This is a genomic window from Pseudomonas sp. SWI44 (assembly GCF_002947915.1).
Taxonomy (GTDB): Bacteria; Pseudomonadota; Gammaproteobacteria; order Pseudomonadales; family Pseudomonadaceae; genus Aquipseudomonas; species Aquipseudomonas taiwanensis.
In genome coordinates this window covers 3,816,917-3,837,270 of sequence record NZ_CP026674.1, presented here as the reverse complement: position 1 = coordinate 3,837,270, position 20,354 = coordinate 3,816,917, and the positions used below count along the sequence as shown (strand labels likewise).

Annotated in this window: 17 protein-coding genes; 14 read left to right on the top strand and 3 right to left on the bottom strand. The window is 63.6% G+C overall.

Annotation, left to right across the window (positions count from 1 at the left end):
• Positions 1-155 precede the first annotated feature (155 nt).
• From map to dapC, 3 genes are read left to right on the top strand one after another with little or no spacing between them, the layout of a single operon-like run.
• Positions 156-938: a type I methionyl aminopeptidase gene (gene map, locus C4Q26_RS18025; protein WP_023381975.1), complete on the top strand. Its 783-nt coding sequence runs from the start codon at positions 156-158 to the stop codon at positions 936-938.
• Positions 939-977: 39 nt separating this feature from the next.
• Positions 978-3,680: a [protein-PII] uridylyltransferase gene (locus C4Q26_RS18020; protein ID WP_104883374.1), complete on the top strand. Its 2,703-nt coding sequence runs from the start codon at positions 978-980 to the stop codon at positions 3,678-3,680.
• 22 nt (positions 3,681-3,702) lie between these two features.
• Positions 3,703-4,899 (top strand): succinyldiaminopimelate transaminase, encoded by a 1,197-nt coding sequence (gene dapC / locus C4Q26_RS18015; protein WP_104883373.1) that lies wholly within the window; start codon positions 3,703-3,705, stop codon positions 4,897-4,899.
• A gap of 41 nt (positions 4,900-4,940) precedes the next feature.
• On the opposite strand, the gene C4Q26_RS18010 is transcribed toward dapC, so the two are convergent.
• Positions 4,941-6,587 (bottom strand): Na+/H+ antiporter, encoded by a 1,647-nt coding sequence (locus tag C4Q26_RS18010; RefSeq protein ID WP_023381978.1) that lies wholly within the window; start codon positions 6,585-6,587, stop codon positions 4,941-4,943.
• A 354-nt stretch (positions 6,588-6,941) separates the two neighbouring features.
• Here C4Q26_RS18010 and C4Q26_RS18005 point away from each other — a divergent pair, with 354 nt between their 5' ends.
• The 4 genes from C4Q26_RS18005 (at position 6,942) to C4Q26_RS17990 (ending at position 10,049) form a co-directional block, all read left to right on the top strand.
• Complete coding sequence (locus C4Q26_RS18005; RefSeq protein ID WP_023381979.1) at positions 6,942-7,289, top strand: ArsC family reductase; 348 nt, start codon at positions 6,942-6,944, stop codon at positions 7,287-7,289.
• A gap of 31 nt (positions 7,290-7,320) precedes the next feature.
• A complete protein-coding gene (dapD, locus tag C4Q26_RS18000) occupies positions 7,321-8,355 on the top strand; it encodes a 2,3,4,5-tetrahydropyridine-2,6-dicarboxylate N-succinyltransferase (protein ID WP_023381980.1) in 1,035 nt (344 codons plus the stop codon).
• 78 nt (positions 8,356-8,433) lie between these two features.
• A complete protein-coding gene (locus C4Q26_RS17995) occupies positions 8,434-9,639 on the top strand; it encodes a cysteine desulfurase (protein WP_023381981.1) in 1,206 nt (401 codons plus the stop codon).
• Positions 9,636-10,049 (top strand): SufE family protein, encoded by a 414-nt coding sequence (locus C4Q26_RS17990; protein ID WP_027906530.1) that lies wholly within the window; start codon positions 9,636-9,638, stop codon positions 10,047-10,049. Before C4Q26_RS17995 ends, C4Q26_RS17990 begins: the two co-directional genes overlap by 4 nt.
• Before the next feature lie 40 nt (positions 10,050-10,089).
• Here the strand turns inward: C4Q26_RS17990 and tcdA are convergent, their stop codons facing one another.
• Entirely contained in the window at positions 10,090-10,899 is an 810-nt protein-coding gene (gene tcdA, locus C4Q26_RS17985; protein WP_049818684.1) for a tRNA cyclic N6-threonylcarbamoyladenosine(37) synthase TcdA, read from the bottom strand.
• A 121-nt stretch (positions 10,900-11,020) separates the two neighbouring features.
• Here tcdA and C4Q26_RS17980 point away from each other — a divergent pair, with 121 nt between their 5' ends.
• The 4 genes from C4Q26_RS17980 to C4Q26_RS17965 all read left to right on the top strand — a co-directional run bounded on the left by C4Q26_RS17980 (position 11,021) and on the right by C4Q26_RS17965 (position 16,073).
• Positions 11,021-13,612 carry a glycosyltransferase gene (locus C4Q26_RS17980; RefSeq protein ID WP_023381984.1) on the top strand — a complete coding sequence of 864 codons (2,592 nt, stop codon included), beginning with the start codon at positions 11,021-11,023 and terminating at the stop codon, positions 13,610-13,612.
• 105 nt (positions 13,613-13,717) lie between these two features.
• Positions 13,718-14,869 carry a succinyl-diaminopimelate desuccinylase gene (gene dapE, locus C4Q26_RS17975; RefSeq protein WP_023381985.1) on the top strand — a complete coding sequence of 384 codons (1,152 nt, stop codon included), beginning with the start codon at positions 13,718-13,720 and terminating at the stop codon, positions 14,867-14,869.
• Positions 14,869-15,681, top strand: coding sequence for a putative RNA methyltransferase (locus C4Q26_RS17970; protein ID WP_023381986.1), 813 nt, complete (start codon positions 14,869-14,871; stop codon positions 15,679-15,681). The genes dapE and C4Q26_RS17970 overlap by 1 nt, the downstream gene beginning before the upstream one ends.
• A 17-nt stretch (positions 15,682-15,698) precedes the next feature.
• Complete coding sequence (locus C4Q26_RS17965) at positions 15,699-16,073, top strand: hypothetical protein (RefSeq protein WP_023381987.1); 375 nt, start codon at positions 15,699-15,701, stop codon at positions 16,071-16,073.
• Positions 16,074-16,177: 104 nt separating this feature from the next.
• Here C4Q26_RS17965 and C4Q26_RS17960 read toward each other — a convergent pair whose 3' ends face one another.
• Positions 16,178-16,387, bottom strand: coding sequence for a cold-shock protein (locus C4Q26_RS17960; RefSeq protein ID WP_003252255.1), 210 nt, complete (start codon positions 16,385-16,387; stop codon positions 16,178-16,180).
• 231 nt (positions 16,388-16,618) lie between these two features.
• On the opposite strand from C4Q26_RS17960, the gene plsB reads away from it, so the two are divergent.
• The 3 genes from plsB (at position 16,619) to C4Q26_RS17945 (ending at position 20,303) form a co-directional block, all read left to right on the top strand.
• Positions 16,619-19,105 carry a glycerol-3-phosphate 1-O-acyltransferase PlsB gene (gene plsB / locus C4Q26_RS17955; protein WP_104881349.1) on the top strand — a complete coding sequence of 829 codons (2,487 nt, stop codon included), beginning with the start codon at positions 16,619-16,621 and terminating at the stop codon, positions 19,103-19,105.
• A gap of 77 nt (positions 19,106-19,182) precedes the next feature.
• Positions 19,183-19,581: a YbaY family lipoprotein gene (locus tag C4Q26_RS17950; protein WP_023381989.1), complete on the top strand. Its 399-nt coding sequence runs from the start codon at positions 19,183-19,185 to the stop codon at positions 19,579-19,581.
• Positions 19,582-19,613: 32 nt separating this feature from the next.
• The gene (locus tag C4Q26_RS17945) at positions 19,614-20,303 is read left to right on the top strand and encodes a DUF4197 domain-containing protein (protein WP_023381990.1); all 690 of its coding nucleotides are present in this window, start codon (positions 19,614-19,616) and stop codon (positions 20,301-20,303) included.
• Positions 20,304-20,354 lie beyond the last annotated feature (51 nt).

Genomic DNA, 20,354 nt, shown 5'->3' with positions numbered 1-20,354 from the left:
TCAGCGTTTTTTGCAGCACCCTGGCTTTCAGGCCAGAATGCCCTTTATAGACAGCAGGACGACCGCCTTTATCCCGACCGATTGCCGCCCTGCTCTGGTAGAATCCGGCCTTTCCCGTTTGTTCGCGCCATCGATGGCGCCGTAGAGAGCCTGCAATGACCGTCACCATCAAGACCGCAGAAGACATCGAGAAGATGCGCATCGCCGGCCGCCTGGCCGCCGAAGTGCTCGAAATGATCGAAGAGCACGTCAAGCCCGGTGTCACCACCGAGGAGCTGGATCGCCTGTGCCACGACTACATCGTCAACGTCCAGCAGGCCATCCCGGCCCCGCTCAACTACAAGGGCTACCCCAAGTCGATCTGCACCTCGATCAACCACGTCGTCTGCCATGGCATTCCCAACGACAAGCCGCTCAAGGACGGTGACACCATCAACATCGACGTGACCGTCATCAAGGATGGCTACCACGGCGATACCAGCCGCATGTTCCACGTCGGCACCGTCGCCCCCTGGGCCGAGCGCCTGTCCAAGGTGACGCAAGAGTGCATGTACAAGGCCATCGAGCTGGTCAAGCCGGGCTGCCGCCTGGGTGACATCGGCGAGGTCATCCAGAAGCACGCCGAGAAGAACGGCTTTTCGGTGGTGCGCGAGTTCTGCGGCCACGGCATCGGCAAGGTGTTCCACGAAGAGCCGCAGATCCTGCACTACGGCAAGGCCGGCACCGGCATGGAGCTCAAGGAAGGCATGACCTTCACCATCGAGCCGATGATCAACCAGGGCAAGGCCGACACCAAGGTATTGGGCGACGGCTGGACCGCCATCACCAAGGACCGCAAGCTCTCGGCCCAGTGGGAACACACCCTGGTGGTCACCGCCACCGGCTACGAGATCTTCACCCTGCGCAAGGACGATACCATCCCGCGCACCTCGGCTTGAGCCCACACTAGGCAAACACTCAGACAGGAACGCGACGCGATGCTCCAGGTGGATCCCGAGCTGTTCGACCGCGGCCAGTTCCAAGCGGAACTGGCCCTCAAGGCGAGCCCTATCGCCGCCTTCAAGAAAGCCATCCGCCAGGCGGGCGAGGTGCTTGACCGGCGTTTTCGCAGCGGCCGCGAAATCCGCCGACTGATCGAGGATCGCGCCTGGCTCGTCGACAACATCCTGCAACAAGCCTGGAACCAGTTCGATTGGGGCGACCAAAGCGGGATCGCCCTGGTTGCAGTGGGTGGGTATGGACGCGGTGAACTGCACCCCTATTCGGACATCGACCTGCTGATTCTGCTGGGTGCCGCCGAACACGAACAATACCGCGACGCCATCGAGCGCTTCCTCACCCTGTTGTGGGACATCGGCCTGGAAGTTGGCCAGAGCGTTCGTACCGTCGACGAATGCGCAGAACAAGCCCGCGCCGACCTGACGGTAATCACCAACCTGATGGAAAGCCGCACCATTGCCGGCCCGGAGAGCCTGCGTCAGCGCATGCTGGACGTCACCAGCACCGCACACATGTGGCCGAGCAAGGAGTTCTTCCTGGCCAAGCGCGCCGAACTCAAGGCCCGCCACCACAAGTACAACGACACCGAGTACAACCTCGAACCCAATGTCAAAGGTTCTCCCGGCGGCCTGCGCGACATCCAGACCGTGCTGTGGGTGGCTCGACGCCAGTACGGCACGCTGAACCTGCATGCCCTGGCCGGCGAAGGCTTCCTGCTGGAAAGCGAGAACGAGCTGCTGGCGTCCTCCCAGGACTTCCTTTGGAGGGTGCGCTACGCCCTGCACATGCTGGCCGGTCGCGCCGAGGACCGCCTGCTGTTCGACCACCAGCGCAGCATCGCCGCGCTACTGGGCTACAGCGACGAGAACCCCAAGCGGGCCATCGAGCAGTTCATGCAGCAGTACTACCGCGTGGTCATGAGCATCAGCCAGTTGTGCGACCTGATCATCCAGCATTTCGAGGAAGTGATCCTCGCCGATGACGACAGCGGCGCCACGCAACCTCTGAATGCGCGCTTCCGCCTGCACGACGGCTATATCGAAGCGGTCAATGCGAACGTGTTCAAACGCACGCCCTTCGCCATGCTGGAAATCTTCGTGCTGATGGCCCAGCACCCGGAAATCAAGGGTGTACGCGCCGACACCGTGCGCCTGCTGCGCGAGCACCGTCACCTGATCGACGAAACGTTCCGCCACGACATCCGCAACACCAGCCTGTTCATCGAACTGTTCAAGTGCGAAATCGGCATCCACCGCAACCTGCGGCGCATGAACCGCTACGGCATTCTTGGCCGCTATCTGCCGGAGTTCGGCCTGATCGTGGGGCAGATGCAGCATGACCTGTTCCATATCTATACGGTCGATGCCCACACGCTCAACCTCATCAAGCACCTGCGCAAGCTGCAGTACACGCCAGTGTCCGAAAAATTCCCGCTGGCCAGCAAGCTCATGGGACGACTGCCCAAGCCCGAACTCATCTACCTGGCCGGCCTTTACCATGACATCGGTAAAGGCCGCCAGGGCGACCACTCCGAACTGGGCGCGGTGGACGCCAAGGCCTTCTGCGAGCGCCACCAACTCCCAGCCTGGGATAGCCGCCTGATCGCCTGGCTGGTGCTGAACCACCTGGTGATGTCCACCACCGCCCAGCGCAAGGACCTGTCCGACCCGCAGGTGATCAATGACTTCGCCCTGCATGTCGGCGATGAAACCCGCCTGGACTACCTCTACGTGCTGACCGTGGCCGACATCAACGCCACCAACCCCAGCCTGTGGAACTCTTGGCGCGCCAGCCTGCTGCGCCAGCTCTACACCGAGACCAAGCGTGCCCTGCGCAGGGGCCTGGAAAACCCGCTGGATCGCGAAGAACAGATTCGCCAGACCCAGACCGCAGCGCTGGACATCCTGGTGCGCGAAGGCACCGACCCGGACGATGTCGAGCAGCTCTGGTCGCAGCTGGGCGATGACTATTTCTTGCGCCATACCGCCGCCGACGTGGCCTGGCACAGTGATGCGATCCTGCAGCAGCCGGCGGACGGCGGGCCACTGGTGTTGATCAAGGAAACCACCCAGCGCGAGTTCGAGGGCGGGACGCAGATCTTCATCTATGCCCCTGACCAACACGACTTCTTCGCCGTGACCGTGGCGGCCATGTCCCAGCTCAACCTGAACATCCACGATGCCCGGATCATCACCTCGAGCAGCCAGTTCACCCTCGACACCTACATCGTGCTCGACAACGACGGCGGGTCGATCGGCGACAACCCGCAGCGGGTCAAGCAGATCCGCGATGGCCTGACCGAAGCGCTGCGCAACCCCGAGGACTACCCGACCATCATCCAGCGCCGGGTGCCGCGCCAGCTCAAGCACTTCACCTTCGCGCCGCAGGTAACCATCCACAACGATGCGCAGCGCCCGGTGACCATCCTGGAAATCACCGCTCCCGACCGCCCCGGCCTGCTGGCGCGGATCGGACGGATCTTCCTGGAGTTCGACCTGTCGCTGCAGAACGCCAAGATCGCCACCCTCGGCGAACGGGTCGAGGACGTGTTCTTCATCACCGACGCCGACAACCAGCCGCTGTCCGACCCACAACTGTGCAGCCGCCTGCAGGAAGCGATCGTCCAGCAGTTGCAGGCTGGCCAGGCCAGCGATGCCAGCCCCACCCGCGTGACCTTTTAACGATTGACGAGACCTTGCGCCGATGAATCATGCCTTGACCCAGCTGCAGCCCTACCCGTTCGAGAAACTCCGTGCCCTGCTGGGCAGCGTGAAACCGGCCGCGGACAAACGCGCCATCGCCCTGTCCATTGGCGAGCCGAAGCACGAGTCGCCGGCCTTCGTCGCCAAGGCCATGGCCGACAACCTCGACAAACTGGCGGTGTACCCGAGCACCATCGGCCTGCCGGCATTGCGCCAGGCCATCGGCCAGTGGTGCGAGCGCCGCTTTGGCGTGCCAACCGGCTGGCTGGACGCCGACCGCCACATCCTGCCGGTGAACGGCACCCGTGAGGCACTGTTCGCCTTCACCCAGGCCGTGGTCAACCGCGCCGACGATGGCCTGGTGGTCAGCCCCAACCCGTTCTACCAGATCTACGAAGGCGCGGCCCTGCTGGCCGGGGCCACGCCGCACTACTTGCCCTGCCTGGAAGCCAACGGATTCAACCCCGACTTCGACGCAGTGCCGGTCGAGGTCTGGAAGCGCTGCCAAATCCTCTTCCTGTGCTCCCCGGGCAACCCGACAGGTGCCCTGGTACCAATGGACACCCTGAAGAAACTGATCGCCCTGGCCGACGAGCATGACTTCGTGATTGCCGCCGACGAGTGCTACAGCGAGCTGTACTTCGACGAGGACGCCCCGCCACCTGGCCTGCTGACCGCTTGCGCCGAGCTTGGCCGTAGCGACTTCAAGCGCTGCGTGGTGTTCCACAGCCTGTCCAAGCGCTCCAACCTGCCAGGACTGCGCTCGGGCTTCGTGGCCGGTGACGCCTCGATCATCAAGCCGTTTTTGCTGTACCGCACCTACCACGGCTGCGCGATGCCGGTTCAGACCCAGCTGGCCAGCATCGCAGCCTGGCAGGACGAAGCCCATGTGCGCGAAAACCGCGACCAGTACCGCGCCAAGTACGACGCCGTGCTGGACATCCTGCAACCGGTGCTGGACGTGCAGCGCCCGGATGGCAGTTTCTACCTGTGGGCCAAGGTCCCGGGCAGCGACGCCGACTTCACCCGCGACCTGTTCGAGGCCCAGCATGTGACCGTGGTACCAGGCTCATACCTTTCGCGTGAAGTTAACGGCGTGAATCCAGGGGCTGGTCGAGTGCGCATGGCCCTGGTTGCGCCGCTGGCCGAGTGTATCGAAGCGGCGGAGCGGATTCGTCAGTTCCTGCAAAGCCGCTGAAGACGACGGGCCGCCACGCGGCCCTCCGACAGACAGATCCGCTACTTGACCTGCCCCAGGTTGGCTTCACTCAGATCCAGCTCGCCCAGCACTTGGCGCACGACCTCATCGCCCACCAAGTGCTGGCGGTGCAGGTTGTACAGCTCAAGACGCTGGGCCCGCAGCGCACGCAAGCGCAGTCGCCGCTCCAGCAAGTCCATCTGCTCGGCCAGTGCCCGCGCTTCGGCGGTGTCGTTGTAGCTGTCCAGCTCGTCCCGGTATTCGGCCATCAACCGCGCCTTCAGCTCGGTGGCCAAGGTCGCCTGCGCCGCATCCTGGGGTGCGCTGGCATCGATCACTTCTTCTGCCTCCAAGGCATGAATGGCCGCCTCCGCGGTGCGCCGCCAGGCTTCCTGCACTTCCTGGTGCAAACGCTCATCCGGACTTCTGGTAACGCCCCGCAGCAGGAACGGCAAGGCGACGCACGCGCTGATCAACGACAACAGGATCACCCCCGCGGCGATGAAAATCAGCAGATCACGCTCGGGAAACGCCTTGCCCGCCCCTATCAGCAGCGGGATCGACATCACACCGGCCAGCGTCACGGCACCGCGCACGCCGCCCAGAGTCAACAGCCAGCAAGAGCGCGCGGTGGGCATCAGCACCAGGTCCGGTTTACCGCGCCAGCGCCGCACCACACCGATCGCTCGCCAGATGCTCTGTACCCACACGAAACGCAGCAGTATCAACGCAGCGAAGATCGCCAGCACATCGAGACAGCGCCAGGCCAGGGTCGGCCAGACAGTGGTCTCATGGCTGACCACCGCCTTGATGATGTCCGGCAACTGCAGGCCCAGCAGCAGGAAGATCAGGCCATTGAAGGCGAACTCCAGCAACGACCAGACACTGCGGTTCAACAGCCGTGTGCTGGTCTGGCGGGGCAGCAGGTCGAGCCAGCTCTGCATCATGCCGGCAGCCACGGCGGAAAGAATGCCAGAAACGCCCAGGCGCTCGGCCAATACGTAGGCCGCGAACGGCAGCAGCAGCATGAACACGACATGGGTGGCCGGGTCGTCCCAGCCCCGGGCGATCATCCACGCACGCAGGCGGCCGATCAGCCAACTAAGCGCGACCCCCACCGCCAAGCCACCGATGGCAACGAGGACGAAACTCATGCCCGCGTCGGCAAGCGAGAATGCCCCTGTGATCGCCGCTGCCAGGGCGAACTTGAAGGTCACCAGGCCCGAGGCATCGTTCAACAGCGCCTCGCCCTGCAGCATGTGCATGAGCGGGGTTGGCAGGCGGTCCTGGGTGATGGCCGACACAGCCACGGCGTCGGTGGGCGAAAGCACGGCTGCCAACGCGAACGCTACCGGCAGCGGGATAGTAGGCAACAGCCAGTGGATGAAATATCCGGCGCCGACCACGGTGAACAGCACCAGGCCCACCGCCAGGGCCACCACTGGTCCGCGAATACGCCACAGCTCACGCTTGGGAATGCGCCAGCCATCGGCGAACAGCAACGGTGGCAGGAACAGGAACAGAAACAGTTCTGGGTCCAGGGCCACATGCAGGCCCAGGGTCGGCCATGCCAGCAAGGCGCCAGCGGCGATCTGCACCAATGGCAGCGGTAGCGGAATGACTCGCCCGACCAGTTTCGACACGCTTACCAGCGTCAGCAGGATGAGGACGGTGTAGGCGGACTGCATCCGTGAAAGCTTCCTTTGTGAACCAAAAACGACATCAGGGCGAAACATCGCCATTGAAACAATATGTTAGCGGGGATAGGTAAATCGAGACCGCTGCACGATAGTCGCAGGTGGCAAATGTATATGTAACATGATGATACTGGGGTCATGGCTGCCAGGTGTGCGCCTTGAGATCTTGGCGCCCAAGAGATAGAGCGCCCGAAATTTCAAGGCAGGCACCTGGCAATCTCCGAGGTGCTGCAGGACACAAGGCATGCACACCCGTGGCGCTCAAAGAATCGTTCCCGCATAATCCCGCGACTGACATTCGGAAAACGGAGAGATTGGGGGCACCTTTGAACCCCAATTTACGCGATGACTTACACGCTCTACGGCATCAAAGCCTGTGACACCATGAAAAAAGCCCGCACATGGCTCGAAGAACACGCCATCGGCTACGAATTCCACGACTACAAGACTCAAGGCATCGACCGCGACAGCCTGAACCGCTGGTGCGATGAACACGGCTGGGAAGTCATCCTCAACCGTGCCGGCACCACCTTCCGCAAGCTCGACGACGCCAGCAAGGCCGATCTCGACCAGGCCAAGGCCGTGGAGCTGATGCTGGCCCAGCCGTCGATGATCAAGCGCCCGGTGCTCGACCTCGGCGCACGCACGCTGGTTGGCTTCAAGCCTGACCTGTACGGCGCTGCGCTGGCCTGAGCCCATCCCCTATTTCGCACGAGGTAATCACATGTCCAATAACCTGTTCAGCCTGGCCTTCGGTGTCGGCTCCCAGAACCGCCAGGGCGCCTGGCTCGAAGTCTTCTACGCACAACCCCTGCTCAACCCGAGTGCCGAGCTGGTCGCCGCCGTTGCGCCGATCCTCGGTTACCAAGGTGGCAACCAGGCCATCGCCTTCAGCAACGCCCAGGCCGCGCAACTGGCCGAAGCCCTCAAAGGCGTCGATGCCGCCCAGGCCGCCCTGCTGACCCGCCTGGCCGAAAGCCACAAGCCACTGGTCGCCACCCTGCTGGCCGAAGACGCCGCACTGACCTCGACCCCAGAGGCCTACCTGAAGCTGCACCTGCTGTCGCACCGTCTGGTCAAGCCGCACGGCGTAAGCCTGGCCGGCATCTTCCCGCTGCTGCCGAACGTCGCCTGGACCAACCAGGGCGCCGTTGACCTGGCCGAGCTGGCTGAGCTGCAACTGGAAGCACGCCTGAAGGGCGAGCTGCTGGAAGTGTTCTCGGTGGACAAGTTCCCGAAGATGACCGACTACGTGGTTCCGGCTGGCGTGCGTATCGCCGATACCGCCCGTGTACGTCTGGGCGCCTACATCGGCGAAGGCACCACCATCATGCACGAAGGCTTCGTCAACTTTAACGCCGGCACCGAAGGCCCGGGCATGATCGAAGGCCGCGTCTCGGCTGGTGTGTTCGTCGGCAAGGGCTCGGACCTGGGTGGCGGCTGCTCGACCATGGGTACCCTGTCCGGTGGCGGCAACATCGTCATCAAGGTCGGCGAAGGCTGCCTGATCGGCGCCAACGCCGGCATCGGTATCCCGCTGGGCGATCGCAACACCGTGGAAGCCGGTCTGTACATCACTGCCGGCACCAAGGTGAACCTGCTCGACGAAAACAACGAGCTGGTCAAAGTGGTCAAGGCCCGCGACCTGGCCGGTCAGACCGACCTGCTGTTCCGCCGCAACTCGCTGAACGGCGCCGTCGAGTGCAAGACCCACAAGTCGGCCATCGAGCTGAATGAGGCGCTGCACGCCCATAACTGAGAACCCTGCACGGTTTGAAGTGATAAGATCGGGTCTGGCGTAATGCCAGACCCGATTTTCATTCCAGGCCTTGCGAACATGTTCCAGCCCTCCCCCTGGCGTGCCGATTTCCCCGCCATCGCCGCCCTGCAACGGCAGCACCAGACCTACCTGGACAGCGCCGCCACCACCCAGAAACCCCAGGCGCTGCTCGATGCCCTGAGCCATTACTACGGTCATGGTGCAGCCAATGTGCATCGCGCCCAGCACCTTCCCGGCGCCCTGGCGACCCAAGCATTCGAAACCAGCCGGGACAAGGTCGCCGCCTGGCTCAACGCCGCCGATGCCCAGCAGATCGTGTTCACTCACGGAGCCACTTCGGCACTGAACCTGTTGGCCTATGGGCTTGAGCACCGTTTCGAGGCCGGTGACGAAATCGCTGTCAGCGCCCTGGAACACCACGCCAACCTGTTGCCGTGGCAACAACTGGCGCGACGGCGCAATCTGCGCCTGGTGGTGTTGCCGCTGGACGCACACGGACGCATCGACCTTGACCCGGCCCTGCAACTGATCGGGCCGCGCACCCGGGTCCTGGCGGTCAGCCAGTTGTCCAACGTACTGGGTACCTGGCAGCCGCTACCTGCCTTGCTCGCCCACGCCCGTGCCCAAGGCGCGATCACGGTGGTCGACGGCGCCCAGGGGGTGGTCCATGGCCGCCATGACGTGCAGCAACTGGGCTGCGACTTCTACGTGTTCTCCAGTCACAAGCTATACGGGCCGGACGGCGTTGGCGTGCTCTACGGCCGGCGCCAGGCCCTTGACCTGCTGCATCACTGGCAATTCGGTGGCGAGATGGTGCAAATGGCCGATTATCAGAGCGCCAGTTTCCGGCCAGCGCCGCTGGGGTTCGAGGCAGGAACACCGCCCATTGCCGGCGTGATTGGCTTGGGCGCAACCCTTGATTACCTCGCCAGCCTCGACGTCCATGCCGTCGAGAACCACGAAGCGAGCCTGCACCAGCACCTGCTGCGAGGCCTGGCGGACCGCGACGGTATTCGTGTACTCGGCACACCCCAGGCGGCCTTGGCCAGTTTCGTCATCGAAGGCGTGCACAACGCCGATATCGCCCATCTGCTGACCGAGCAAGGCATCGCCGTGCGCGCCGGCCATCATTGCGCAATGCCGCTGCTCAAGGGTTTGGGGCTGGAGGGGGCGATTCGGGTGTCGTTGGGGATCTACAACGACAGCGACGACCTGCAACGGTTCTTCGCTGCGCTGGACCAAGGCCTGGAGTTGCTGCGATGAACTTGTCAGAGCAGGCGCGCCAGGCGCGGGAGAGCTTCGAACAAGCGCGCGGCTGGGAGCAGCGGGCACGACTGCTGATGCAGTGGGGCGAACGGCTGGAACCGCTGGAGGACACGCAGAAGACCGAGAGCAATCGGGTGCATGGCTGTGAGAGCCTTGTGTGGCTGGTGGCCACTCAGGTCGACGGCCAATGGCAGTTCAAGGCGGCCAGCGATGCGCGCTTATTGCGCGGGTTGCTGGCGCTGCTGCTGGTTCGGGTGCAAGGCTTGGCCACCAGCGAACTGAGCAGGCTGGATCTGCAAGGCTGGTTCACCCAACTGGGCCTTGAGCGCCAATTGTCGCCGTCGCGCAGCAACGGGCTGCATGCGGTGTTGCAGCGGATGGCGCAGTTGACGCTGGATCAGCGCTGAAGCGATCGCGCAAGCTGGCCTTTACGGGGTCGGCTTGCGGCTACTGGGCCTTGACCCGCTCCGAAGGCCGCCGCGCGCCTGCCACCAGCTTCTCTATTGCCTTGCTCGCCGCCACCATGCCGAACGTCGCGGTCACCATCATCACCGCGCCGAAGCCCCCGGCGCAATCCAGGCGCACGCCTTCACCGACGAAGCTCTTCTGCAGGCACACGCTGCCGTCGCCCTTCGGATAGCGCAGTTGCTCGCTGGAAAACACGCACGGTACGCCATAGTTGCGGCTCACGTTGCGCGAGAAGTTGTAGTCGCGGCGCAGGGTCGAGCGTACCCGTGACGCCAGTGGGTCATTGAAGGTCTTGTTGAGGTCGCCGACCTGGATCTGGGTCGGATCGATCTGCCCACCGGCGCCCCCGGTGGTGACGATGGCAATCTTCCGCCGCCGGCACCAGGCGATCAGCGCGGCCTTGGCCATCACACTGTCGATGCAGTCGATGACGCAGTCCATCTGCTCGGTGATGTATTCGGCCATGGTATCGCGGGTGACGAAGTCGGCCACCGCATGCACCGTGCAGGCAGGGTTGATCGCCCGCAGGCGCTCAGCCATGACGTCGACCTTGGGCCGCCCCACCTGCCCCTCCAGCGCATGCGCCTGACGGTTGGTGTTGCTGACGCACACATCGTCGAGGTCGAACAGGGTGATTTCGCCCACGCCACTGCGGGCCAGGGCCTCGGCCGCCCACGAGCCAACCCCGCCGATGCCGACGACCGCCACATGGGCCTGGCTCAGTCGTTGCAGGCCTTCGTCGCCGTACAGCCGGGCTACGCCGGCAAAGCGTGGATCTTCTGTGCTCATGTTGGTACCCCGAAAAAACCGGCGCGCATTATAGGCCAAGAGCGCTTGTGGCCTCCATCGTTAGGAAAGTACCTACCAACCCTGCTTTAATGTCCTATCCCTTCGACAGAATTGAACGAACATGTCTTCACGCAAATTCGGCCTCAATCTGGTGGTGGTGCTGGCCATTGCCGCGCTGTTCACCGGGTTCTGGGCGCTTATCAACCGGCCGGTCACCGCACCAGCCTGGCCGGAACAGATCTCTGGTTTGTCGTACTCGCCCTTCCGTCTTGGCGAGAGTCCGCAAAAGGGCCAATACCCCAGCGACGATGAGATACGCCAGGACCTGGAGCAGATGAGCAAGCTGACCGACAGCATCCGCATCTACACCGTCGAGGGCACCCAGGCCGACATTCCCCGCCTGGCCGAAGAACTTGGCCTGCGCGTGACCTTGGGAATCTGGATCAGCCCGGACCTTGAGCGTAACGAACGCGAAATCGCCACGGCCATCGAACTGGCCAACAAATCCCGCAGCGTGGTGCGGGTGGTCGTCGGCAACGAGGCGCTGTTCCGCGAAGAGGTCACGCCCGAGGCGCTCATCCAGTACCTGGACCGCGTGCGCGCCGCGGTGAAGGTGCCGGTCACCACCAGTGAACAATGGCACATCTGGAAGGAACACCCCGAGCTCGCCAAGCATGTCGACCTGATTGCCGCACACATCCTGCCCTACTGGGAATTCGTGCCGATGAAGGACTCGGTCGAGTTCGTGCTCGACCGCGCCCGTGAGCTCAAGCAGCAGTTCCCGCGCAAGCCATTGCTGCTGTCGGAGGTGGGCTGGCCGAGCAACGGTCGCATGCGCGGCGGTGCCGACGCCACTCAGGCTGACCAGGCCATCTACCTGCGCACACTGGTCAATACCCTGAACCGGCGAGGCTACAACTACTTCGTCATCGAAGCCTACGACCAACCCTGGAAGGCCAGCGACGAAGGATCCGTGGGTGCTTACTGGGGCGTATTCAATGCCGAGCGACAGCAGAAGTTCAACTTCGACGGGCCGGTGGTGGCGATCCCGCAATGGCGGGCTCTGGCGGTGGCCTCGGTGGTGCTGGCGATGATCGCGCTCACCGTACTGCTGATCGATGGCTCGGCCCTGCGCCAGCGCGGGCGCACCTTCCTGACCTTCATCACCTTCCTGTGCGGGTCGGTGCTGGTGTGGATCGCCTACGACTACAGCCAGCAGTACAGCACCTGGTTCAGCCTGACCGTGGGCGTGTTGCTGGCGCTCGGCGCACTGGGGGTATTCATCGTCCTGTTGACCGAAGCCCACGAGCTGGCCGAAGCCGTGTGGATTCACAAACGGCGTCGCGAGTTTCTGCCAGTACAGGCCGATACCGCCTATCGGCCGAAGGTGTCGGTGCATGTGCCGTGCTACAACGAGCCACCGGACATGGTCAAGCAGACCCTCGATGCCCTCGCGGCGCTCGATTACCCGGATTACGAAGTGCTGGTGATCGACAACAACACCAAGGACCCTGCCGTGTGGGAGCCCCTCAAGGCCCACTGCGAGAAACTGGGCGAGCGCTTCAAGTTCTTCCACGTCGCCCCGCTGGCCGGCTTCAAGGGTGGCGCGCTCAACTACCTGATTCCGCACACGGCCAAGGACGCCGAAGTGATCGCGGTCATCGATTCGGACTACTGCGTGGACCGCAACTGGCTCAAGCACATGGTGCCGCACTTCGCCGACCCGAAGATCGCCGTGGTGCAGTCGCCCCAGGACTACCGCGACCAGCACGAGAGTGCCTTCAAGAAACTGTGCTACAGCGAGTACAAGGGCTTTTTCCACATTGGCATGGTCACCCGCAACGACCGTGACGCGATTATCCAGCACGGCACCATGACCATGACCCGGCGCAGTGTGCTGGAGGAGCTGGGTTGGGCCGAATGGTGCATCTGCGAGGATGCCGAACTGGGCCTGCGCGTGTTCGAGAAGGGCCTGTCCGCGGCGTACGCCCACAACAGTTACGGCAAAGGGCTGATGCCCGACACCTTCATCGACTTCAAGAAGCAGCGTTTCCGCTGGGCCTACGGCGCCATCCAGATCATCAAGCACCACGCCGGCGCTTTGTTGCGCGGCAAGGGCAGCGAATTGACCCGTGGCCAGCGCTACCACTTCCTGGCCGGGTGGCTGCCGTGGATCGCAGACGGCATGAACATCTTCTTCACGGTCGGCGCGCTGCTGTGGTCGGCGGCGATGATCATCGTGCCGCACCGGGTCGACCCGCCGCTGATGATTTTCGCCATTCCGCCGCTGGCGCTGTTCTTCTTCAAGGTCGGCAAGATCATCTTCCTCTATCGCCGGGCGGTCGGGGTCAACCTCAAGGACGCATTCGCCGCGGCCCTGGCAGGGCTGGCACTGTCGCATACCATCGCCAAGGCAGTGCTGTACGGTTTTTTCACCAGCAGCATGCCGTTCTTCCGCACACCGAAGAATGCTGACAGCCATGGACTGATGGTGGCGATTTCCGAGGCGCGGGAAGAGCTGTTCATCATGTTGCTGCTGTGGGGCGCGGCGGCCGGGATCTACCTGGTGCAAGGGCTGCCGAGTTCGGACATGCGCTTCTGGGTGGCGATGTTGCTGGTGCAGTCGCTGCCGTATCTGGCGGCGCTGGTGATGGCATTCCTTTCGTCGCTGCCCAAGCCTGCGGACAAGCTGGCAGAGCCACAGGAGGCCTGAGCTTGCGGGGCCGCACTGCGGCCCCAATGCCCCGTGCCGACACACCTTGTTTGATATAAGATAACGCCCCTCGTTTTCTCGCCTTGCCTTGCCCCGGAGTCCCCCATGACGGCCCCAGCCGAGCTCTCGCCTACCCTTCAACTGGCCTGCGACCTGATCCGTCGCCCCTCGGTCACCCCCGTCGACGCTGACTGCCAGGCGCAGATGATGAATCGTCTGGGCGCCGTCGGCTTCCAGCTCGAGCCGATGCGCATCGAGGACGTCGACAACTTCTGGGCCACCCACGGTACCCAGGACGGTCCGGTGCTGTGCTTCGCCGGCCACACCGATGTGGTCCCCACCGGCCCGGTACAGCAATGGCAGCATGAGCCCTTCGAGGCCCTGATCGATGCCGATGGCATGCTCTGCGGACGCGGCGCCGCCGACATGAAAGGCAGCCTGGCCTCCATGGTGGTGGCCAGCGAGCGCTTCGTGCGCGACTACCCCGACCACCGTGGCAAGGTCGCCTTCCTGATCACCAGCGACGAAGAAGGCCCGGCCCATCACGGCACCAAGGCCGTGGTGGAGCGCCTGAAGGCGCGCAACGAGCGCCTGGACTGGTGCATCGTCGGCGAACCGTCGAGCACCACCCTGCTCGGCGACGTGGTCAAGAATGGCCGTCGTGGCTCGCTCGGCGCCAAGCTGACCGTGCGCGGTAAGCAGGGCCATGTGGCCTACCCACACCTGGCACGCAACCCGATCCACCTGGCGGCACCTGCCCTGGCGGAACTGGCCGCCGAGCATTGGGACGAGGGCAACGCATTCTTCCCACCTACCAGCTTCCAGATTTCCAACCTCAACTCCGGCACTGGCGCCACCAACGTCGTGCCGGGCGAGCTGACCGCCCTGTTCAACTTCCGCTTCTCCACCGAATCGACCGTCGAAGGCCTGCAAGCGCGGGTCTCGGCCATCCTCGACAAGCACGAGCTGGACTGGACGATCGACTGGGCGTTGTCTGGCCTGCCCTTCCTCACCGAGCCAGGCGACCTGCTCGATGCCGTGTCGGCCAGCATCAAAGACGTTACCGGCCGCGAAACCCAGCCGTCCACCAGCGGCGGCACCTCGGACGGTCGCTTCATCGCCACCATGGGTACACAGGTGGTCGAACTGGGCCCGGTGAATGCCACCATCCACCAGGTGGACGAGCGGATCCTGGCCAGCGACCTCGACCTGCTGACCGAGATCTACTACCAGACCCTCGTCCGGTTGCTCGCCTGATGCTTGCCTGCCCTCTCTGCCAGGCGGCCCTGACGCGGCTCGACAATGGCGTCGTGTGCCCTGCGGGGCACCGTTTCGATCGCGCGCGCCAGGGTTACCTCAACCTGCTGCCGGTGCAGCACAAGAACAGCCGCGACCCCGGCGACAACCAGGCCATGGTCGAGGCGCGCCGCGACTTCCTCGAAGCCGGGCACTACGCCCCGGTGGCCCGGCGCCTGGCCGAGCTGGCCGCCGAGCGCCAACCCGGTGCCTGGCTGGACATCGGCTGCGGCGAAGGCTATTACACCGCGCAGATCGCCCAGGCACTGCCATCGGCCGACGGCTATGCCCTGGACATCTCCCGCGAGGCCGTCAAGCGCGCCTGCCGCCGTGAGCCGTCGGTCACCTGGATGGTCGCCAGCATGGCCCGTGTGCCGCTGGCGGACGCCAGCTGCCAGTTCATCGCCAGCGTGTTCAGCCCGCTGGAGTGGGCCGAGGCCAAGCGCCTGCTAGGCCCAGGCGGCGGCCTGATGCGGGTCGGTCCAACCAGCGGTCACCTGATGGAGCTGCGGGAAGTGCTCTACGATGAAGTACGCCCTTACGCCGACGACAAGCATCTGGCCCTGGTACCGGAAGGCATGGTTCACGCCCATAACGAGGTCCTTGAATTCCGCCTGAGCCTGGTCGAACCCAAGGCCCGCGCCGACCTGCTGGCCATGACCCCGCATGGCTGGCGTGCCAGCGCCGAAAGACGAGCGCGGGTGATCGAACAGCCCGAGCCGTTCGAGGTGACGGTTTCCATGCGATATGACTATTTCGTGCGCCAAGACTGAGCACATCCGGAGCCCCCATGCGCCAACCTGATATCGAGATCTACCTCAAGGACGCCGACGTCGACCACCAGCGAATTGCCCAATGGCTCGCCGAGGCGATCGGCCCTTGCAGCGAGTGGCAACAGAAAGGCCAGACCTTCAAATGCAAGGCCGGTAACATTCCAGTCACTTGGTTACCCAAGGCTGTAGGGAAATGGAACAGCCTTTACCTGGAAAGCGACCAGACGCCATGGGAGGATGACGTCGCCTGCGCCCGCGCCGCATTCGCCGCGCTGGGCGTGGAAGTGCGCTGTGCGCCAGGTGGCTGGGTCGAGGAAGACGGTGAAGAAGATGCCGACCGCTGGGTCCGCATCAGCGCCGACGGTGAAGAAGAAATCACCTGGCGTACCTGAGCGTTTACCTGGTAGGAGCCGACTGGCCGACGACGCGGACGCCGAAGCACCCGATCCCAGCTTCGTGGGTGATCGCCGGCTAGCCGACTCCTACAACCCGGGGCTCAGAGCCCGACTACGTCCTCGGCCTGCAGGCCTTTCTGGCCCTGCACGCAGGCGTATTCCACCCGCTGACCTTCGACCAGGGTACGATGCCCCTCACCGCGGATCGCCCGATAGTGGACGAAGACATCCGCACCACCTTCGCGCTGAATGAAGCCATAGCCCTTGGCATCGTTGAACCACTTTACATTCCCAGTCTCACGAGACGACATCTGAACTACTCCGGATTTTTATTGTGAAGATCGCCTTGTAGGCACAGGGTCACGGACCTGTGCCGACGCCGCTTGCCGAAATATCCTGCAAGTGGCAGGCCGAGTATATGACACAGAACAAAAAAATTTCATGACTGCCCTGCCAATTACCGTATTTTGCTGAACTTGCGCATATACGGCAGACTAACTGGCTGGAAATTCATTGAAATTCACACCCAAGGCTCACACCCCATGACCCGTTCTCCCCTGCGCCGCCTGATCTTCGGTGCCCTGCGCCGCGTGCTTTACCTGTGGGTGCGCTCCGAGACCATCAACCAGTCGTCCTTGACCCTCAAGCTCGACCGCAGTCGCCCGGTGTTCTACGCCCTGCCTTCGCCATCGCTCACCGACCTGGCCGTGGTCGACCGCGAATGCACCAAAGCAGGGCTGCCACGCCCGGTACTGCCCGTGGCCGTGGGCACCCTGCACGAACCTGCCGCCTTCTTCTACCTCACGCCCGACCCGGACTGGCTGGGGCGCCACGACAAGCGTGGCGCCCCACCGACACTGGAGCGCCTGGTGGCGGCCGTGAGCCAACATGCCGAGGAGGATGCCCAGATCATCCCGGTCAGCGTCTTCTGGGGGCAGACGCCTGCCAGCGAATCCAGCCCCTGGAAATTGCTGTTCGCCGACAGCTGGGCTGTCACCGGCCGTCTGCGCCGACTGCTGACCATCCTCATTCTGGGCCGCAAGACCCGTGTGCAGTTCTCCGCCCCCATTCACCTGCGCGAACTGGTACAGCACAACAAAGGGCACGAGCGAACCGTGCGCATGGCCCAACGCTTGATGCGCGTGCACTTTCGCAACCTCAAGACCGCGGTCATCGGCCCCGATCTGTCGCACCGACGCAACCTGGTCAAAGGCCTGGTTCACGACCCCCTGGTGCGCCAGGCGATCACTGACGAAGCCGAACGACAGAATATCCCGTATGCCAAGGCCGAAGCCCAGGCGCTGCGCTATGGCAATGAGATCGCCTCGGACTACACCTACACCGCCATCCGCTTCCTGGAAGTGGTGCTCAGCTGGTTCTGGAACAAGATCTACGACGGCATCAAGGTCAACCATATCGAGCAGGTGCAGGGCATCGCCCCCGGCCACGAGGTGATCTACGTCCCTTGCCACCGCAGCCATATCGACTACCTGCTGCTGTCCTACCTGTTGTTCCGCAACGGCCTGACGCCGCCTCACATCGCCGCCGGGATCAACCTCAACATGCCGGTCATCGGCGGCTTGCTGCGCCGTGGCGGGGCGTTCTTCATGCGCCGCACCTTCAAGGGCAACCCGCTGTACACGGCGGTTTTCAACGAGTACCTGCACACCCTGTTCACCAAGGGCTTCCCGGTGGAGTACTTCGTCGAGGGTGGCAGGTCGCGCACCGGTCGGATGCTGCAGCCACGCACGGGGATGCTGGCCATCACCCTGCGCAGCTTCCTGCGCTCGTCGCGTACGCCAATCGTTTTCGTGCCGGTGTACATCGGTTACGAGCGCGTGCTCGAAGGCCGCACCTACCTGGGCGAGCTGAGGGGGGCGAGCAAGAAGAAAGAGTCGATCTTCGACATCTTCAAGGTCCTGGGGGCGCTGAAGCAGCGCTTTGGTCAGGTCTACGTCAACTTCGGCGAGCCGATCCGCCTGGCAGGCTTCCTCGACCAGCAGCAACCCGGCTGGCGCGACCAGCAGCTGGCCCCACAATTTCGCCCAACCTGGCTCAACGAAGCCACCACACGCCTGGGTGAGACCGTGGCCCGGCACCTGAACGAGGCGGCGGCGGTCAACCCGGTCAACCTGGTGGCGCTGGCGCTGCTGTCCACCAGCCGCCTCGCCTTGGACGAACGGGCGCTGAGCCGTGTCCTCGACCTGTACCTGGCCCTGCTGCGTCAGGTGCCCTACTCGCCTCATACCACGTTGCCCGAGGGCGATGGCTTGGCACTGATCGAACACGTCAGGCGCATGGACCTGCTGTCCGAGCAGAAGGATGCCCTGGGCCGAATCCTCTACCTGGATGAAGCCAACGCGGTACTGATGACCTATTACCGCAACAACGTCCTGCACATCTTCGCCCTGCCAGCACTGCTGGCGAGCTTCTTCCTCAGCAGCTCGCGCATGAGCCGCGAGCTGCTTGGTCAGTACGTGCATGCGCTGTATCCGTACCTGCAGGCCGAACTGTTCCTGCGCTGGACGCCAGAGCAACTGGATGAGGTGATCGACCAATGGCTTGCAGCGCTGGTCGCACAGGGCCTGCTGCGCCAGGAGAACGACCTGTACATGCGCCCGGCACCGAGCTCGCGTCAATTCGTCCTGCTGACCCTGCTCGCCCGAACCATCACCCAGACCCTGCAGCGCTTCTACATGGCCACCTCGCTGCTGCTCAACAGCGGGCAGAACACCCTGAGTGCTGAAGAACTGGAAGACCTCAGCGTGATGATGGCCCAGCGACTGTCGATCCTGCATGGCCTGAACGCCCCGGAGTTCTTCGACAAGACCCTGTTCCGCCATTTCATCCAGACGCTGGTCGAGCAGAATGTGCTGCGCCCCGATGGCAACGGCAAGCTGGGCTACCACGACAAACTGGGCGAGCTAGCCGAGGGCGTGGCCAAGCGAGTGCTGTCGGCGGAGTTGCGCTTGTCGATACGGCAGGTGGCCCTGCACCGTGACGATCCCGTGGAAACTTCGCAGCCCTGAAGGCTTCGCGGGGAGTGAAAATCCGCTACAGTCCCTGGGGTTGGCCACAAGCCAGCTCCAAGGACACCGGAGATTCCATGAAAAAACTCTTTATGCTGTGTTGCGCATCCCTGCTCGCAGCCTGCTCCAGCCACACCCCGTCCAACCAGGCCAGCCTGGAGGGCGAAGTCTTCTACTTGCAGCGCATGGCCCTGCCACCGACAGCCACCTTGAGCGTGAGCCTGCAGGACGTTTCTTTGATGGACGCGCCAGCGGTCACCCTGGCCAGCCAGGCCGGGCCGGTCAAAGGCAACGTGCCGCTGCCGTTCCGTCTCAGCTATGACCCGGCCCACGTCAAGCCCGGCCACCGTTACGCGGTCAGCGCCCGCATCGAACTGAACGGCAAACTGTTGTTCATCAACACCGAACACCACGGCGTTAAACTCGATGGCAGTGACCAGCAGCCGGTACGCATCAAGGTCGATCCGGTTCGCTGAGCCTGTACATTTTCGTTGATAAGGAAATACTCATGATTCGCGCCTCCCTGCGCTTCACTACCCTGTGCGCCGGCCTGCTGCTGTCGGCCAGCGCCCTGGCCCTGTCGCTCGGCGACCTGAGCCAGAAAGACGCCACTGGCGGTCTGAAAGATGCCCTGACCCAGGGCGCCCAACTCGCCGTCAAGCAACTGAGCACCCCAGGCGGGTTCAGCAACAACCCGGATGTGCGCATCGAACTGCCGGGCAACCTGGGCAAGGCTGCCAAGGCGATGAAAATGTTCGGCAAGGGTGAACAGGTCGAAGCCCTGGAAAACAGCATGAACAAAGCCGCTGAAGCTGCCGTGCCGCAAGCCCAGGCGATTCTGGTCGATGCGGTGAAGAACATGAGCGTGACGGACGCCAAGGGCATCCTCAGCGGGGGTGACGATTCGGCGACCCAGTACCTGAACAAGAGCAGCCGCGAACAGATTCGCGCCAAGTTCCTGCCGATCGTCAAGCAGGCGACCGACAAGGTTGGCCTGGCCCAGCAGTACAACAACTTCGCCGGTCAAGCCGTGGCGTTGGGCGTGGTCGATGCCAAGAGCGCAAGCATCGAGAACTACGTGACCGAGAAGGCACTGGATGGCCTGTTCGAAATGATTGGCAAGCAAGAGCAGAGCATTCGCCAGAACCCGGCCGAGGCCGCTACCAGCCTGGCCAAGAAGGTGTTCGGCGCCCTCTGAAGCCTGATCGCGCAAGTCGGCCCCTACAACCGCGTGCGTAGGTGCCAGCTT